Origin of the sequence: Streptomyces sp. NPDC058579, assembly GCF_042718575.1 — a bacterium.
Taxonomy (GTDB): domain Bacteria; phylum Actinomycetota; class Actinomycetes; order Streptomycetales; family Streptomycetaceae; genus Streptomyces.
In genome coordinates this window covers 1-16,947 of the sequence record NZ_JBHXPI010000035.1, presented here as the reverse complement: position 1 = coordinate 16,947, position 16,947 = coordinate 1, and the positions used below count along the sequence as shown (strand labels likewise).

Here is a 16,947-nt window from a genome sequence, read left to right as displayed (position 1 = left end):
CCCCGCCCGCCGAGCCGCCACACCTCTCCGTGGACCGCACCAGCCCGGTCCCGCTCTACTACCAGCTCGCCCGGCAGCTGGAAGCGGCCATCGAGAACGGCTCCCTGGCCCCCGGCAGCCTGCTCGGCAACGAGATCGACCTCGCCACCCGCCTGGGCCTGTCCCGGCCCACCGTTCGGCAGGCCATCCAGTCCCTGGTCGACAAGGGGCTCCTGGTCCGCAGGCGCGGCGTCGGCACCCAGGTCGTGCACAGCCAGGTCCGCCGCCCGCTGGAGCTCAGCAGCCTCTACGACGACCTGGAGGCGGCCGGCCAGAGCCCCGCCACCCGGGTCCTCGTCGACCGCGTCGAACCCGCCGCCGCCCCGGTCGCGGCGGCCCTCGGCGTACCGGAGGGCAGCGACGTCCGGTACGTGGAGCGGCTCCGTACGGCGCACGACGAGCCGATGGCGTACCTGCGCAACCACCTTCCGGCCGGGCTGCTCGACCTGGACACGGGCCGACTGGAGGCGACCGGCCTCTACCGGCTGATGCGCGGCGCCGGTATCACTCTGCACAGCGCCCGCCAGAGCGTCGGCGCCCGCGCCGCCACGGCCGCCGAGGCCGAACTGCTCGCCGAGGAGGAGGGAGCACCGCTGCTCACCATGGAACGCACCACCTTCGACGACACGGGCCGCGCCGTCGAGTTCGGCTCCCACCTCTACCGGGCCTCGCGGTACTCCTTCGAGTTCCAGCTCCTGGTCCGCCCCTGACCCGCCACCGACCGCTCATGACCAGTCATGACCCAGTCATGACCCACTGAAGTCCGCGCGATCCCCATGACCGATACTGCAATGCACGCAGAAGGACACAAAGGAGGGCACGGCCTCGTGACCAGGGTTCGGACAGGAGGGGTACGCGCCGCAGTCGGCGCCGTGCTCGCGGTGGCGCTCACCGCCGCACTCGCGGGGTGCAGCAGCACCGGCGGGAAGCGCGCGGAGGACGCCCGCAAGGCGGCCGCGGCCCAGGGGAAGGCGGCCGTGAACACCCCCCGGTGGACCTTCGCCATGGTGACCCACTCGGGCGACGGCGACACCTTCTGGGACATCGTCCAGAACGGCGCCGAGCAGGCCGCCGTCAAGGACAACATCAACTTCCTCTACGCCCACAGCGACGAGGCGCAGCAGCAGGCCCAGCTCATCGACTCGTACATCGCGAAGGGCGTCGACGGCCTCATCGTCACGCTCGCCAAGCCCGACGCGATGAAGACGGCCGTCGAGAAGGCGGTCAAGGCCGGCATCCCGGTGATCACCGTGAACTCCGGCTCCGAGCAGTCCAAGGCCTTCGGGGCGCTCACCCACATCGGCCAGGACGAGACCGTCGCGGGCGAGGCGGTCGGCGACGAGCTGGACGAGCGCGGGAAGAAGAAGGCCCTGTGCATCCTGCACGAGCAGGGCAACGTCGGCCACGAGCAGCGCTGCGCCGGAGCGAAGAAGACCTTCGACGGCGAGATGGTGAACCTGTACGTCGACGGCACCAACATGCCCGACGTCCAGGCCTCCATCGAGGCCAAGCTCCAGTCGGACCCGGCCATCGACTCCGTCGTCACCCTCGGCGCGCCCTTCGCGGACGCCGCCGTCCAGGCGAAGAAGACCGCGGGATCCGCGGCCGAGATCGACACCTTCGACCTCAACGCCAAGGTCGCCACCGGGCTCTCCTCCGGCGCCCTCGGCTTCGCCGTGGACCAGCAGCCCTACCTCCAGGGCTACGAGGCCGTCGACCTGCTCTGGCTGTACAAGTACAACGCCGACGTCCTCGGCGGCGGGAAGCCGGTCCTCACCGGCCCGCAGATCATCACCAAGGAAGACGCCGCCGCGCTGAAGGGCTACACGGAGCGGGGCACCCGATGAGCGGGATCGCCCCGACGGGAGACGGCATCGACCACGTCGACGAGCGGCTGCTGCGGACCTCTCCGCTGAAGAAGCTCCTCGCCCGGCCCGAGCTCGGCTCGATCGTCGGCGCGATCGCCCTCTTCGTCTTCTTCTCGATCGTCGCCGACAGCTTCCTGAAGGCGTCCAGCCTGGGCACGGTCCTCTACGCGGCCTCCACCCTCGGCATCATGGCGGTACCCGTCGCGCTGCTGATGATCGGCGGCGAGTTCGACCTCTCGGCGGGCGTCCTGGTCACCAGCTCGGCGCTGATCTCGTCGATGGTCAGCTACCAGATGACCGCGAACGTCTGGGTCGGCGTCGGCGTCTCGCTGCTCGTCACCCTCGCCATCGGCGTCTTCAACGGCGTCATGCTGACCCGCACCAAGCTCCCGAGCTTCATCATCACCCTCGGCACCTTCCTGATGCTGACCGGTCTGAACCTCGGCTTCACCAAGCTCATCAGCGGCACGGTCTCCACGAAGTCGATCGCCGACATGGAGGGCTTCTCCTCGGCGAAGAAGCTCTTCGCCTCGCAGCTGACCATCGGCGGCGTCGATCTGAAGGTCACCATCCTGTGGTGGATCGGCCTGGTCGCGGTCGCCACCTGGATCCTGCTGCGGACCCGCTTCGGCAACTGGATCTTCGCCGTCGGCGGCGGCGCCGACGCGGCCCGCGCGGTCGGCGTCCCGGTCCACCGGACCAAGATCGGCCTCTACATGGGCGTGGCCTTCTGCGCCTGGATCTCCGGCCAGCACCTGCTCTTCTCCTTCGACGTCGTCCAGTCGGGCGAGGGCGTCGGGAACGAGCTGATCTTCATCATCGCGGCCGTCATCGGCGGCTGCCTGATCACCGGCGGCTACGGCTCCGCCATCGGCTCGGCGGTCGGCGCCTTCATCTTCGGCATGACCAGCAAGGGCATCGTGTACGCGGAGTGGAACCCGGACTGGTTCAAGTTCTTCCTGGGAGCGATGCTCCTGCTCGCGACGCTGCTGAACGCCTGGATCCGCAGGCGCGTGGAGGCAACCAAATGACCACCCCCGAGCCCACCGCCCCGGCCCCCGCGCTCGTCGAGCTCGACGACGTCAGCAAGTTCTACGGCAACATCCGCGCCCTCGAAGGGGTCTCCCTGGAGGTCCACGCGGGCGAGATCACCTGCGTCCTCGGCGACAACGGCGCCGGCAAGTCCACCCTCATCAAGATCGTCGCGGGGCTTCACCGGCACGATTCCGGCACCTTCCGCATCGAGGGCGAGGAGGTCTCCCTGGCCAACCCGCGCGAGGCGCTCGACCGCGGCATCGCCACCGTCTACCAGGACCTGGCCGTCGTCCCCCTCATGCCGGTCTGGCGGAACTTCTTCCTCGGCTCCGAGCCCACACGGGGCAAGGGCCCCTTCAAGCGCCTCGACGTCGAGCTGATGCGGGAGACGACCCGTACCGAACTGCTCCGCATGGGCATCGACCTGCGCGACGTCGACCAGCCCATCGGCACCCTCTCCGGCGGCGAGCGCCAGTGCGTGGCCATCGCCCGGGCGGTCCACTTCGGCGCCAAGGTCCTGGTCCTGGACGAGCCGACCGCCGCGCTCGGCGTCAAGCAGTCCGGAGTGGTCCTGAAGTACGTGGCCGCCGCCCGTGACCAGGGCCTCGGCGTGGTCCTCATCACCCACAACCCGCACCACGCCTATCTCGTCGGCGACCGGTTCGTCCTGCTCAAGCGCGGAGTCATGGCGGGCAGCCACACCAAGAGTTCGGTCACCCTGGACGAGTTGACCCGGCAGATGGCGGGCGGCAGCGAGCTGGACGACCTCCGGCACGAGCTGGAGCGCCCACAGGCCTAGTCGGCGAGACACCCCCTAGGTCCTGTCCGGCGGATCAGGGGCGGACAGGCCCTGGTGACCCGCCCGCTCGCTCCGTCACGGCCCTCCTACACCGCACCTGGCAGAATCGAGCCGATGAGTACCTACCGCGACCTCTCCCACCGCGGCGCCGCCCGGGCCACGGTGCTGCGGACCGTCGGCACCCGGGAACGGCGCTCCCACCTGACCGCGCCCCGGGTGCCCACCGTCGGCATCGACATCGGCGGTACGAAGGTCATGGCCGGGGTCGTCGACGCGGACGGCACGATCCTGGAGAAGGTACGGACCGAGACGCCGGACAAGTCCAAGAGCCCCAAGGTCGTCGAGGACACCATCGTCGAGCTGGTCCTGGACCTCTCCGACCGGCACGACGTGCACGCCGTCGGCATCGGCGCGGCCGGCTGGGTCGACGCCGAACGGGCCACCGTCCTCTTCGCCCCGCACCTCGCCTGGCGCAACGAGCCGCTGCGCGACTCCCTCCAGTCCCGGCTCGCCGTGCCCGTCATGGTCGACAACGACGCCAACACGGCCGCCTGGGCCGAGTGGCGCTTCGGCGCCGGGCGCGGCGAGGACCACCTCGTCATGATCACGCTCGGCACCGGCATCGGCGGCGCGATCCTGGAGGACGGCCGGGTCAAGCGCGGCAAGTACGGGGTGGCCGGCGAGTTCGGCCACATGCAGGTCGTCCCCGGTGGTCACCGCTGCCCCTGCGGCAACCGGGGCTGCTGGGAGCAGTACAGCTCCGGAAACGCTCTGGTCCGTGAGGCCAAGGAGCTGGCGCTCGCGGACTCCCCGGTCGCGTACGGCATCATCGAGCGGGTCAAGGGCAACGTCCCGGACATCACAGGACCGCTCATCACCGAGCTGGCCCGCGAGGGCGACGCCATGTGCGTCGAGCTCCTCCAGGACATCGGCCAGTGGCTGGGCGTCGGCATCGCCAACCTGGCCGCCGCCCTGGACCCCTCCTGCTTCGTCATCGGCGGGGGCGTCAGCGCCGCCGACGACCTGCTGATCGGCCCGGCCAGGGACGCCTTCCGGCGCCACCTCACCGGCCGGGGATACCGCCCCGAGGCCCGCATCACCAAGGCCCAGCTGGGCCCCGAGGCCGGTATGGTCGGCGCGGCCGACCTCGCCCGGCTCGTCGCCCGCCGCTTCCGCCGCGCCAACCGCCGCCGCGTCGAGCGCTACGAACGGTACGAGCGGTACGCCCAGGTCCTCCGGGCCGCCACCGAACCACGCACCTCTTCCCGCACCAACCAGGACCCGCCTTCATGACCGTCCCCTCCCCGACCACCTCTCCCGAACAGGGCACGAAGATGCCGGAGGACCGGCGGCACATGATCCGCCGTCGCTGGCTGACCGCGATCATCATCGTGCTGCTCGTCGGCATCCCCGCCGGGTACCTGATGATCTCCGCGGGTCAGAGCCGCGACAGCGGCCGCGACAAGGAGCGCGAGTCCTCGGCCACGGGCCTGAGCGACAACTGGCCCTCGCTGATGAAGCGCCGGGTCTTCGAGGTGCCGATCCCGCAGGGCAGCTCGAAGGTCGCCTACTTCGAGACCAGCAACTGGAAGACCAGCCGGCTGTACGTCCAGTTCACGACGACCGCGGGCCGCCTCGACGCCTTCCTGAACGGGGTCGGCTCCAGCCGCTCCGCGCTGACCTCCGGCACGGTCGCGGTGAGCGACCGCGACGCGGACATCGTGGGCTGGACCTTCCAGGCCGACCGTGTCTGGTCCTCCACCACGGTCACCCGCCCCAAGCCACGCCCCAGCCAGCACATCACCGTCGACCTCACGGACCCCGCGTCCCCCACGGTGTACGTGGTGTCCGCCACCACGCCCTGACGGGGCGCGCCCCCCCCCGCCGCTACAGGGCGGCGTCCGCTCGCGTCTCCTGGCCACCCGGGCTCGCGCCCGCGTCCGGCTTCCGCCGCTCGGCGCCGCCCGTCGGGACGCGTACCGTCGCGACGACGATCAGTGAGGCGACCGCCCCCAGCGCCGCCGCCACGACGAGCACCGCGTTCAGGCCGGACGCGAACGCCTCACGCACCAGCTGCGCCATGTGGGCGCGCTCACCTTCCGGGAAGGCGGCGATGATCGACCGGGCCTGTCCGCCGCTCAGAGCGGCGGCCGTCCCGTGCGGGTCCGGGACACCGCCGTCGGCCTTCAGCACCCGCTCGATCCGCGCCTGGAAGATCACGCCGAACACGGCGATCCCCAGGGCGAAGCCCAACTGGCGGAAGGTGTTGACCGCACCGCCCACCATGCCCGCGCGCTCCGGCGGGACCGTGGCCAGGGCCGCCGCCGACAGGCTCGGCGTCACGAGCCCGACCCCCAGACCGGCGACGACGAGCCCCGCCGCAAGGCTGCTGCCCGAAGACCCCGCGCCGAGGGTGGCCTGCATTCCGGAGCCCAGGGCGATGAGCGCGAGACCTCCGCCGATGGCCGCCCGGGGCGGCCAGGGGCCGAAGCGGCCCGCGAGCGCCGAGACGACGAACGCGGCGGCGCACATCGGCAGGATGTACAGACCCGCCTGGACGGGCTCGTATCCCAGTACGGACTGCATCCACAGCGACTCGAACAACAGATAGGCGAACGCGGCGCCCTGCAGGAACAGGGCGCTGATCATGATGCCGGTGAACGACGGCCGGCGGAACAGCGACAGATCGAGGACGGGGTGCTCGTGCCGCGTCTCGACCACGACGAAGAGGGCGAGGGCGACGGCCGCCGTCCCGAACAGGCCGAGCGTGAAGGGCGCCGCCCAGCTCTCGGAATGGGCGCGGATCAGCCCGAACGTGAGGGCCCCGCTCGCCACCGTGAAGGTGATCACGCCGAGGACGTCCGCACGCTGCCCGCCCCGGCCCTTGGCCTCGCGTACCGAGCGCAGCGTCATCACGACGGCGGCCAGGCAGACCGGCACGTTGACGAAGAAGATCCATCGCCAGTCCAGGTACTGGGTGAGGAGTCCGCCGACCATCGGCCCGGCCGCCGCGGCGACCGAGTTGGTGGCGCCCCACACGGCGAAGGCCACACCCCGGTCCCGGCCGCCGTAGTGCATGCCGAGCAGGGCGATCGTCGTACCGAACATCCCGGCGGCGCCCAGTCCCTGGACGGCCCGGGCGCCGATCAGCACCCCCGCGTTCGGGGCGAGCGCGCACACCACCGAAGCCCCGGTGAAGACGATCAGCCCGACGAGGTACACCTTCCTGCGGCCGATCCGGTCGGCGCGGGAGCCGACGCCGAGCAGCAGCGACGCCAGGGCCAGCGCGTAGACGTCGACCACCCACTCCAGATCGGAGAGCGTGGTGCCGAAGTCCGCCGCCATCGCGGGCAGCGCCACGACCACGATCGTGACGTCCAGCAGAAGCATGAAGGTGCCCAGACAGATCGCCGCCAAGGGCCACCACTTGCGCATCCGAACCTCTTCCCTGCCCGCCGCACCGAAGAGGTGCCCCCGGCGGGCCCATGATTCACGGCCGAGCGGCGATTCCCCTCAGGAACCGCGCGCCACGCCCGTCGCGTGGACCGCAGGGAGGTACGCCCAGGTCCGCCTGGAGGATCAGCGGTGGCAGGTCGGAACACTCGCTCATAACTTCGACATATGACCAAACGACAGATCGCCCTCCTGGCCTGCACCGTGGCTGTCATGGCCACGGGCCTCGGCGCAGCCGCCCCGACGGCCGACCACCGCACGGTGCACCGGGTGAAGCCCGGCGAATCGATCCAGAAGGCCGTGGACGCCGCGAAGCCGGGAGACACCATCGTCCTGTCTCGCGGCACCTACCGTGAGAGCGTCCGCATCACCACATCGAACCTGACCCTGCGGGGCTCGACCGTCTTCCCCACCGTCATCGCGCCCAGCAAGGCCGCCACCGACGACACCTGCGCCAAGGCCGGTCACGGCATCTGCGTGACCGGCAAGGACGGCAGCCCCGTCAAGGGCGTCACCGTGCGCTCCCTGACGCTCCAGGGCTTCGCCAAGAACGGCCTGTGGGCCTCGCGGACCGACCGCCTGAAGGTCCATCGGGTGACGGCCGAGAAGAACGGCAACTGGGGCATCGCCCTGGAGAGGTCCGTCCGCAGCGAGCTGACCCACAACGTCGCCCGGGACAACGCGGACGCCGGCCTGTTCGTGTCCAACACCACCGACACCGAGGCCGGGGCCGTCGACGCCGAGGGGACCCGGATCAGCCACAACCGCCTCTCCGGCAACCGGATCGGCCTCACGGTACGGCGCCTGCGGAACCTGACCGTCGACCGCAACGAGGCGACCGGGAACTGCGCCGCCGTGTTCGTGGTGGGCGACGAGTCCACGCCGCGCGCCGGGGCGATGAGCCTGCGCCGGAACTACATCCACTCCAACAACAAGCACTGCCCCAAGACGCCCCGACTGCCCTTCCTGCAGGGTTCGGGCATCGTCCTCACCGGCGCCGAGGAGACGCTGGTGGCGCAGAACCGGATCGAGGACAACGTGGGCACCTCGCCGCTGTCGGGCGGCATCGTGCTCTTCAAGAGCTTCGTCGGCGCCCTCAACGAACGCAACGAGATCCGCGACAACGTCGTCCTGCGCAACGGCTCGGCCGACCTGGCCAACCGGGACACCGGCAAGGGCAACACCTTCAGCGGCAACACCTGCGAGGTCTCGGAGCCCGCGGGCATGTGCTGAACGGTCGGATCCACTCCCTCACCCACGGCACGACTGCACAGACAAGGCGACAGATGACGACTGTTGATCCGGCTCCGCCGCCGCCCATGCGGCTGCGGGAACTCGTATTCGGGGCGGCGTGCGCCGCCGCCGTACGTGCGGCCGCCCGCCTGGGCCTGGCCGACGCCCTGGGCGACACGCCCATGACCGTGGAGGACCTGGCGGCGGCGGTCAAGACCCAGCCGCGGACCCTGCGCAGGCTGCTGCGCGCCCTGTCCTGCCAGGGCGTGTTCACCGAGCAGGCCGACGGCACCTTCGCGCACACGGAGATGTCCCGGCTGCTGCGCGAGGACGACCCGCAGAGCCTGCGGTACATCGCGCTGTGGTGCACCGAGCCGTGGACCTGGGACGTCTGGCCGAAGCTCGACGAGGCGGTGCGCTCCGGCCGCAACGTCTTCGAGGACGTGTACGAAAGGGAGTTCTTCGCGTACCTCAACGAGGACGCCCCCGAGTCCGCGTACGTCTTCAACCGGGCCATGACGACGTCGAGCCGGCAGTCGGCCCAGGACGTCGCCGACCTGCTGGATCTGCGGGGCGTGTCGTCGGTCGTGGACATCGGCGGCGGTCAGGGGCACGTCCTGGCGAGTCTGCTGGAGAAGTACCCCGACCTGCACGGCACGCTGCTCGATCTGCCGAGGGTGGTGGAGAACGCCGATCCGCGCCTGCGGGCGGACGGTCCGCTGGCCTCCCGGGTCCGTTTCGTGCCCGGCGACTGCCGTGACGACATCCCGGTCCAGGCGGATGTGTACATCATCAAGAACATCCTGGAGTGGGACGACGACAGCACCCGCAGGGCGCTCGCCAACGTCCGCGGCGCGGCGCGCCCCGGTGCCCGGGTCGTCGTGATCGAGAACCTCGTGGACGACACGCCGTCGATGAGGTTCACGACCGCCATGGACCTGCTGCTGCTGCTCAATGTCGGCGGTGCGAAGCACACCCGGCAGAGCATGGTCGAGCGGCTGACCGACGCGGGGCTCGTCATCGGCGAGATCCGCCCGGTCAACGCGTACCTGCACGCCTTCGAGTGCACCGTTCCCGCCTGAAGGAGGCGGACCCCGAAACCCGAGGCCGCCCGCTCCGCGTCGTTCGCGGGGCGGGCGGCCTCGGGTTTCGCTGCCGTGCGTCTCGGGATCAGGAACCCGCGTCGCGCTCCCAGCTGTAGAAGCACTGGGCCATGGCGTCCTTGGGGCTCCGCCACGTCTGCGGGTCGTACGCGCTGACGAACGCCGACAGTCGCTCGCTGGTGTCCCGGAACTCAGGGTGGCCGGTCAGCTTCGCGATGGCCGGCGCCGGGTCCTGGTCCGACTCGATGAGGTGCAGGTACACGTCGCCGAACTGGAACAGGCGACGCCGGGTGACGCCGACGAGGTGCGGGAGTTCGCCACGGTCGGAGGCGGCGAACACGTCGGCGATCGCCGGCGCCGAATCGGGCACCATGCGGGCGACGATCAGAGCGTGGTGCATCGAGCGTCCTTCCTGGGAGTGCGGGTGTGAGGGAGTGCGGGTGTACGCGACCGGGTGCGGCCGGGTGCGGTCAGCCGGGCAGGACCGAGGCGCTCCGGCGGTCGCGGGCGACCTGCTCGATGCGGTCCCGGATGAGGGCCATCTGCGTCTGGGAGTTGCGGTTGATGTTGTCGGTCATCCAGGCGTCGTCGACCGGGGCCTCGGGCTTCATCGCGAAGTCCTGCACCCAGCGCATGTGGACGCCGGCCGGTGTCTCCTCGTACTCCCACCGGATGTTCATGTGGTCGAACGGGCCGGTCTCGACGCGGCGGGCGCGGACGGTCCGCCCGGGGCGGTCGACGGTGCGCTCCGACACCCAGCTCCAGACCTTCCCGGACTCGTCCGGGTGCATGGTCAGGCGGAAGGTGGTGGAGTCGCCCTCGCGGGAGAGCACCTCGAGGGAGGCGTACTCGCTGAAGAGGTTGGGCCAGTTCTCGATGTCGTTGGTGATGTCCCACACGAGGTCGAGCGGGGCGTCGATGGTGATGCTGTTGTCAGTGCGACCGGACAACGTCAGACTCCCGTCTTGAGGGCGGTGTTGACCAGGGCGAGGAACTCGGCGGGCGTCTTGGAGCGCTCGGCGTCGGTGGGCAGAGCCACGCTGTACCGGTTCTCCAGCTCGCCGACGATCCCGAGCAGGCCGAGCGAGTCGACGCCGAGGGTGGCGAACGGCGCGTCCGGCGCCTTCTCCAGCTCGCGGGCGTCGACGGTGACCCCGGCCGACTGCTTCATCAGCGCGGCGAGTTCGTCGAAGGTCAGGGTGGTGGTGATCATCTGTGCTCTCCTTCCCGCCCGGTCCTACCGGGCGGAGTCGTCGCCGCGGCGCACGACCAGCGCCGCGTTGGATCCCATGAGTCCCCGGCTGAGGACGAGGGCCGTGCGCAGCTCGGCGGGGCGAGCGCGGGACATCACCAGATCGAGGTCGTGGCAGATGTCGAACACGTTGGGGGTGGGCGGAACCACGCCGTGCTCCATTGCGAAGACCGCGGCGACGGTGTCCAGGACGGGCGCCCCGCAGTAGGCACGGCCGATGCCCGTCTTGGGCGCCGTGACGGGAACGCGGGTCGCGTGTGCCCCGAGGGCGTCGGCGATCGCCAGCGCCTCGGCGCGGTCCGCCTCCGGTACGCCCAGGGCGTCGGCGAAGACGACGTCGATCTCCTCGGGGGCGCACCCGGCCTCGTCGAGCGCGACGCGAATGGCGCGGGCGAGTCCCTCCCGGGACTCCTTCCAGCGGGAGGCGCCGGTGAACGTGGCGCCGTGGCCGGCCACGACGGCCCGGACGGCCGCTCCCCGGTCGCGGGCGCGGGACTCGTCCTCCACGACGAGCATCGCGCCGCCCTCCGCGGGGACGAAGCCGCAGGCCCCTTCGGTGAAGGGCCGGTAGGCGCGCTCCGGGTCCTCGACGGTGCTGAGCTCCGGGTATCCGAGCTGGCACACCATCGAGTACGGGGCGAGGGGCGCCTCCGCCGCTCCGACGACGACCGCACCGGTCCCGCGCCGTACGGCCCGGGCGGCGTGGGCGATCCCGTCCAGGCCGCCCGCCTCGTCGCTCGCGACCACCCCGCACGGTCCCTTGAACCCGCTCCGGATGGAGATCTGGCCGGTGCTCGCGGCGTAGAACCAGGCGATGGACTGGTACGGGCCGACGAACTTGGATCCCTGGCCCCAGAGCTTCTGGAGCTCTCGCTGGCCGAACTCGCCGCCGCCCGAACCGGCCGCGGTGACGACGCCGATCGAGAAGGGCTCCTCCGGGTCGTCGAGGCCGATGCCGGCGTCGTCGAGGGCGAGCTGGGCCGCGGCCATCGCGTAGTGGCTGAAGCGGTCGGTCTGGACGAGGAAGCGCTCCTCGATCAGGGCGGATGCGTCGAAGCCCCGGACCTCGCCCGCGACCTTGAGCGGCAGGTCCTGGCAACCCTCACGGGTGATCAGGTCCAGTACGCCAAGCCCTTCCCGGACGGACTTCCAGTACGCGTCGGCCCGCAATCCGTTGGGGGCGATCACACCGATTCCGGTGACGACCGCCCGCCGTGGGCGCTCAGTGCTCATCGTGTCCTCCCGCCCGGCCCCGTCAGGAGGACCGCGGACTGGAAGCCGCCGAATCCGCTGCCCACGGAGAGCACGTTCCTGAGCTTCCGGGAGCGGGCGGTGCGCGGCACGTAGTCCAGGTCGCACTCGGGGTCGGGGGTCTCGTAGTTCGCCGTCGGAGGTACCACCTGGTGCTTCAGCGCGAGGACGCAGGCGGCCACCTCGATCGCGCCGATCGCGCCCAGCGAGTGCCCCACCATGGATTTGATGGAGCTCATGGGCGTGTCGTAGGCGTGCGCCCCCAGGGACAGCTTCACGGCGGCGGTCTCGTGCCGGTCGTTCTGCCGGGTGCCCGAGCCGTGCGCGTTGACGTAGTCGATCAGCGTGGGGTCGAGCCGGGCCTGGTCGAGGGTGGAGTCGATCGCCCGGGACATCTCGAGCCCCTCGCCGGTCAGACCGGTCATGTGGTACGCGTTGCCGAAGGTGGCGTAGCCGCCGATCTCGCAGTAGATGTGCGCACCGCGGGCCCTGGCGTGTTCGTACTCCTCCAGGACGAGCACGGCCGCGCCTTCGCCCATGACGAAACCGTTGCGGTTGTTGTCGAAGGGCCTGGAGGCGTGCTCCGGGTCGTCGTTGTCGGGCGACGTGGCCTTGATGGCGTCGAAGCAGGCCATGGTGATCGGGGATATCGGGGAGTCCGACGCGCCCGCTATGCAGACGTCCGCCCGGCCTTCCTCGATGGTGTGGAAGGCGTAGCCGACGGCGTCGAGGCCGGAGGTGCAGCCGGTGGAGACGGTCTGCACCGGGCCGCGGGCGCCGAACTGTTCTGCCACGACGGAGGCGAGCGTGCTCGGCGAGAACGCCAGGTGCAGCTTGGCGTCGGCCGCGCGGTGGTCCACGTCCCACCGTCGCCCGCCCTCGCTGACCAGGACGTAGTCGTGTTCGAGCCGGGTGGTGCCGCCGACGGCGCTGCCCAGGGAGACGGCCACGCGCCAGGGGTCCTCGGCGTCGGTGTCGAGTCCGGAGTCGCGGACGGCCTCGTCGGCGGCGACGACGGCGAACTGGATGTACCGGTCGGCGTGGAGGCTCAGCTCCGGGTCGAGGCCGTGGTCCGCCGGGTCGAATTCGCACTCGGCGGCTATGCGGGAGCGCAGCCCGGCCGGGTCGAACAGGGTGATGCCGCGGGTCGCTGTACGGCCGGCGGCGAGGAGGTCCCAGAACGCCTTCGCTCCGGTGCCGCCCGGAGCGACCACACCGATACCGGTGACGGCCACTCGCCGGGTCACTCGATGGCCCCGCTTCGCTCGGACACCTGTCCCGGGTCGCCCACGGTCAGGTGCGGGCCCGCGGCGGCGAGCTCGGCCTCGTCGGCGCCCTCCGTGTCGACGTGGCCGAGGCTCGGCCGGGGTGCGAGCGGGCCCAGGTGGAAGACCATGCGGGCCTCCACGTCGCCCACGTTGCGGAAGCGGTGCCGCATGTCGATCGGGATCAGGAGCCCGTGATCGGGCTTGAGGACGTACGTGTCGCCGTCCAGATCCACTTCCAGCGCGCCCGAGACGACGTACACGAACTCCTCGGAGTACGGGTGGTAGTGCTCGCCGATGCGCTCGCCCGGTTGAACGATGGCCAGTCCCATGAAGCCGCTGGTGGAACCCACCGTGGCCGGTGTGAGCATGGCCCGCAGGTCACCTCCGCGCCTGCGGTTGGGTTCCGTCTCGTCGAGGCTCACGATGCGTGGACGCTGCTTGAGCATGGTTGGTACCTCCGGATGTGGCAGTGACGTGCTGGGAGCGACTGCGACGGGGGCCGTGACCGGCCGTCAGGAATCCGCCGAGCGGTCGGTGACGGGCAGCATGTCGGCGTGCGACAGGAGCCGGTTGATGTTGCGCTCCGACTTCAGGGAGCCCTCGACGCCGATGGCGGCGCCGTCGAGGAGGAGTTCCAGCTCCGCGGCCTTGCGGGAGCCCTTGAGCCCGAGGGAGGCGACGGGGTCGAGGTCGAGTTCGCCCGTGATGTCGATGAGGCGCACCACGATGTCGTCGCGCTGGAACACGGTGCTGCCGTACACCGGGCTGTCCGGGTCGTCCGCGGCGGCCCGGTCCTGCTGGGCGAGCAGCCGGGCCAGCTCCATCCCGCTGCCTTCCTTGGCCGGGTAGTACAGCGCGTGCCGTCGCAGCCCGTCCGGGGCCGGCCGGCTGGACACCACGTGCTGGACGGCCGGGAGCGCGGCCCGGGTGAAGAACACCCGTGCCGACTCGGGGTCGGTCAGGTCCCGGTCCTGCTCCAGGTACGGGTTGATGGCCTCCTCGACCGCTCGTACCTCGGGTTGACGGGCGACGTGCCGCAGCGCCGCGAGGAGGTCGCCCTCCACCTCCACGGCCCGCACGACGCGATTGCCGTGCATGAAGAGGGAGGTACGGCGCAGCCGGGTGTTCTCGTCGACCTGGGCCCGGGGCGACTCGTACCCGGACAGGAGCTCCGCCACCTTCGACTCGGAGCCCGGCTTGACGGTGAAGGTGAGGGCGTGGCGTGCCACACCGTCACCCACGCGGGCGGCCACCTGCGTGCTCGCCGGCGCCGCGGCCCGCGAGGCAGACCGGCCGGGACCGGTCTCCCGGAGGATGCTGTAGCGCATCGAACGGGTGTCCCGGACGCAGCTGTGCATCGGCTTGACCGTTTGGACGTGCTCCTCGCTGTTCACCCACGCGAGGAACGGCGGAGCGCTCTCCCACTCGCTGGTGATGAGCCACTGCGAGGGGTTCTCGATGGACTGGCAGAGCTGGTCACTGATGTGACCGGGAACGGAGGCGACCTGCTTGCGCATGAGCTCGTACGCGTCAAGGAACTGCTGCTGAGCTCCTTCGTACAGGTCGAGCAGGAGGATGACTCGCAGCTTGGAGCCGTCGAAGGCCGACTGCGAGATGCGTCCCGAGGGGGCCATCCGGCACACCTCTTCTCTTTTCGGTGGGGGCGGGAACGAGTTACGTGACCGACACGCCGGAGTCGTGATGTGTCGATCGTTGACAGGAGCACCGCGAGGGCGCGAGCCCGAGAGAGCGGACGAGTGAACCGCGTGCCATCCGGGTGCCCCCGGCACGCGGACACGCCCCCGAAGGGCTTGAATCTGGATCCCATCCCCGACTCGCGTCGTAGGACGCCGGGAGACGAACAATGAACCGATTCGACGTGACCGGCGAAGCAGCAGGTCACCGCACGCCCGTACTCATCGTCGGCGGCTCGCTGGTGGGCCTGTCCACCTCGCTGTTCCTGGGGCGTCTCGGAGTGCCGCACACCCTGGTCGAGCGCCACTCGGGCACCTCGATCCACCCGCGCGGCCGCGGCAACAACGTGCGCACGATGGAGCTGTTCCGCTCGGCCGGGGTCGCGGAGTCCATCCAGGAGGCCGCGTCGGTCCTGGCGGACAACGGCGGCATCCTGCAGACGCCGAGCCTGGTGGGCGATGTCGGCGAGTGGCTGTTCAAGGAGATCGACCCCGGCGGCGGTCTCGCCCGCTTCAGCCCCGCCGGGTGGTGCCTGTGCAGCCAGAACGATCTCGAACCGGTGCTGCGCGAGCGCGCGGGGGAGCTGGGCGGGGATCTGCGGTTCTCGACGGAGCTGATGTCGTTCGAGCAGGACGCCGAAGGGGTCACCGCACAGGTCAAGAGCCGCGACACCGGCGAGCACACCACCATCCGCGCGGACTATCTCGTCGCGGCGGACGGCCCGCGCAGCCCGGTTCGCGAGCTGCTCGGCATCGGGCAGAACGGTCCGGGCGACCTGTTCCACAACGTGAGCGTCACCTTCGTCTCCCGCGGCCTCGCGGACGTCGTCGGCGACCGGCGCTTCATCGTCTGCTACCTGACGAACCCGGAGGCCGACGGGGCCCTGCTGCCGGTCGACAACCGGGAGCGCTGGGTGTTCCACGCTCCTTGGCACCCCGAACACGGCGAGACGCTCGAGGAGTTCACCGACGAGCGGTGCGCGGAACACATCCGGCGGGCCGTCGGCGTGCCGGACCTCGATGTGGAGATCACGGGCCGAGCTCCCTGGCACGCGGCCGAGCGGGTCGCCGAACGGTACGCGGACGGCCGGGTGTTCCTCGCCGGCGACTCCGCCCACGAGATGCCGCCGACCGGGGCGTTCGGCTCCAACACCGGTATCCAGGACGCGCACAACCTCGCCTGGAAGCTCGCCGCCGTACTGGGCGGCTGGGCCGGCCCCGGTCTGCTCGCGTCCTACGACGCGGAGCGCCGGCCGGTGGCCGAGGCGACGAGCGCCCGCGCCTCGTCGCGGTCGGTCGAACACAGCCACCCCGGGTACGTCCCCGGCCCCGGAGCCGACAGCCCCAAGGGAAGGAAGGGCGGCCTGCTCAACGAGGTGCTCGGTTACCGCTATCCGCAGGGCGCCGTCCTGGGCGCGGACCGGACGCTGCCGGTCGTGTCCGACGGACTGCGGCTTACGGGCGAACCCGGGAGCCGGGCACCCCACGTGTGGCTGAACCGCGCCGGTACCCGGGTCTCCACCCTCGACCTGTACGAGCGGTCCCTGGTGCTCCTGAGTGCCGAAGGCGGCGCCGGCGGCTGGCACACCGCGGCGACACGCGTCGGGCGAGAGCTGTCGGTGCCGCTCGACTCGTACCGGATCGGCGACGGGCCCGACGCGGAGCTCGCCCCCGAGAGCGAAACGGACTGGGCGGAGGCCCACGGCGTCACCAGGGACGGCGCGGTCCTCGTCCGCCCCGACGGGTTCGTCGCGTGGCGGTCCGAGGGGGCGTCGGAGGATCCCGGAGCGGCGTTGGAGCAAGCCCTCACGGCGATCCTGGGCCGGGGCTGACCGCTTTCCGGTGACAGGCCCTAGCTGTATTGACCCGCAGGGTTGTTGACGCGGCTGATGGGCGGGTGTCCGTCGAGTGCGGTGTGGCAGCGGTGGTGGTTGTAGGTGTGGAGGAAGGCT

The 16,947-nt window shown here is 70.9% G+C and carries 17 protein-coding genes; 9 read left to right on the top strand and 8 right to left on the bottom strand.

The window, feature by feature from the left end:
- Positions 1-29 precede the first annotated feature (29 nt).
- The 6 genes from ACFWRO_RS28655 to ACFWRO_RS28630 all read left to right on the top strand — a co-directional run bounded on the left by ACFWRO_RS28655 (position 30) and on the right by ACFWRO_RS28630 (position 5,606).
- On the top strand, positions 30-749 hold the full coding sequence (locus ACFWRO_RS28655; protein ID WP_384515009.1) for a GntR family transcriptional regulator: 720 nt from the start codon (positions 30-32) through the stop codon (positions 747-749).
- Positions 750-866: 117 nt separating this feature from the next.
- Positions 867-1,886: a sugar ABC transporter substrate-binding protein gene (locus ACFWRO_RS28650; protein ID WP_384514861.1), complete on the top strand. Its 1,020-nt coding sequence runs from the start codon at positions 867-869 to the stop codon at positions 1,884-1,886.
- Complete coding sequence (locus ACFWRO_RS28645; RefSeq protein WP_384514858.1) at positions 1,883-2,938, top strand: ABC transporter permease; 1,056 nt, start codon at positions 1,883-1,885, stop codon at positions 2,936-2,938. The genes ACFWRO_RS28650 and ACFWRO_RS28645 overlap by 4 nt, the downstream gene beginning before the upstream one ends.
- Positions 2,935-3,741, top strand: coding sequence for an ATP-binding cassette domain-containing protein (locus tag ACFWRO_RS28640; RefSeq protein ID WP_384514855.1), 807 nt, complete (start codon positions 2,935-2,937; stop codon positions 3,739-3,741). The genes ACFWRO_RS28645 and ACFWRO_RS28640 overlap by 4 nt, the downstream gene beginning before the upstream one ends.
- A gap of 114 nt (positions 3,742-3,855) precedes the next feature.
- A complete protein-coding gene (locus ACFWRO_RS28635; RefSeq protein ID WP_384514852.1) occupies positions 3,856-5,034 on the top strand; it encodes an ROK family glucokinase in 1,179 nt (392 codons plus the stop codon).
- Positions 5,031-5,606 (top strand): hypothetical protein, encoded by a 576-nt coding sequence (locus ACFWRO_RS28630; protein WP_384514849.1) that lies wholly within the window; start codon positions 5,031-5,033, stop codon positions 5,604-5,606. Before ACFWRO_RS28635 ends, ACFWRO_RS28630 begins: the two co-directional genes overlap by 4 nt.
- A gap of 22 nt (positions 5,607-5,628) precedes the next feature.
- On the opposite strand, the gene ACFWRO_RS28625 is transcribed toward ACFWRO_RS28630, so the two are convergent.
- A complete protein-coding gene (locus ACFWRO_RS28625) occupies positions 5,629-7,176 on the bottom strand; it encodes an MFS transporter (protein WP_384514846.1) in 1,548 nt (515 codons plus the stop codon).
- Between the two features lie 186 nt (positions 7,177-7,362).
- Here ACFWRO_RS28625 and ACFWRO_RS28620 point away from each other — a divergent pair, with 186 nt between their 5' ends.
- Together ACFWRO_RS28620 and ACFWRO_RS28615 are read left to right on the top strand one after the other, a co-directional pair.
- A complete protein-coding gene (locus tag ACFWRO_RS28620) occupies positions 7,363-8,427 on the top strand; it encodes a nitrous oxide reductase family maturation protein NosD (protein WP_384514844.1) in 1,065 nt (354 codons plus the stop codon).
- Between the two features lie 53 nt (positions 8,428-8,480).
- On the top strand, positions 8,481-9,509 hold the full coding sequence (locus ACFWRO_RS28615; RefSeq protein ID WP_384514841.1) for a methyltransferase: 1,029 nt from the start codon (positions 8,481-8,483) through the stop codon (positions 9,507-9,509).
- 88 nt (positions 9,510-9,597) lie between these two features.
- On the opposite strand, the gene ACFWRO_RS28610 is transcribed toward ACFWRO_RS28615, so the two are convergent.
- The 7 genes from ACFWRO_RS28610 to ACFWRO_RS28580 form a co-directional block, all read right to left on the bottom strand.
- Complete coding sequence (locus ACFWRO_RS28610; protein ID WP_384514838.1) at positions 9,598-9,930, bottom strand: TcmI family type II polyketide cyclase; 333 nt, start codon at positions 9,928-9,930, stop codon at positions 9,598-9,600.
- A 70-nt stretch (positions 9,931-10,000) separates the two neighbouring features.
- Positions 10,001-10,480, bottom strand: a complete 480-nt coding sequence (locus ACFWRO_RS28605) for an SRPBCC family protein (protein WP_384514835.1) — start codon at positions 10,478-10,480, stop codon at positions 10,001-10,003.
- 2 nt (positions 10,481-10,482) lie between these two features.
- A complete protein-coding gene (locus ACFWRO_RS28600; protein ID WP_384514832.1) occupies positions 10,483-10,743 on the bottom strand; it encodes an acyl carrier protein in 261 nt (86 codons plus the stop codon).
- A 24-nt stretch (positions 10,744-10,767) separates the two neighbouring features.
- Entirely contained in the window at positions 10,768-12,015 is a 1,248-nt protein-coding gene (locus ACFWRO_RS28595) for a ketosynthase chain-length factor (RefSeq protein ID WP_384514829.1), read from the bottom strand.
- A complete protein-coding gene (locus ACFWRO_RS28590) occupies positions 12,012-13,280 on the bottom strand; it encodes a beta-ketoacyl-[acyl-carrier-protein] synthase family protein (protein ID WP_384514826.1) in 1,269 nt (422 codons plus the stop codon). Before ACFWRO_RS28590 ends, ACFWRO_RS28595 begins: the two co-directional genes overlap by 4 nt.
- Positions 13,277-13,747, bottom strand: coding sequence for a cupin domain-containing protein (locus tag ACFWRO_RS28585; RefSeq protein WP_384514823.1), 471 nt, complete (start codon positions 13,745-13,747; stop codon positions 13,277-13,279). The genes ACFWRO_RS28590 and ACFWRO_RS28585 overlap by 4 nt, the downstream gene beginning before the upstream one ends.
- Positions 13,748-13,813: 66 nt before the next feature.
- On the bottom strand, positions 13,814-14,935 hold the full coding sequence (locus ACFWRO_RS28580; RefSeq protein ID WP_384514820.1) for a SchA/CurD-like domain-containing protein: 1,122 nt from the start codon (positions 14,933-14,935) through the stop codon (positions 13,814-13,816).
- A 230-nt stretch (positions 14,936-15,165) separates the two neighbouring features.
- On the opposite strand from ACFWRO_RS28580, the gene ACFWRO_RS28575 reads away from it, so the two are divergent.
- A complete protein-coding gene (locus ACFWRO_RS28575; protein ID WP_384514817.1) occupies positions 15,166-16,827 on the top strand; it encodes an FAD-dependent oxidoreductase in 1,662 nt (553 codons plus the stop codon).
- Positions 16,828-16,947: the final 120 nt, after the last annotated feature.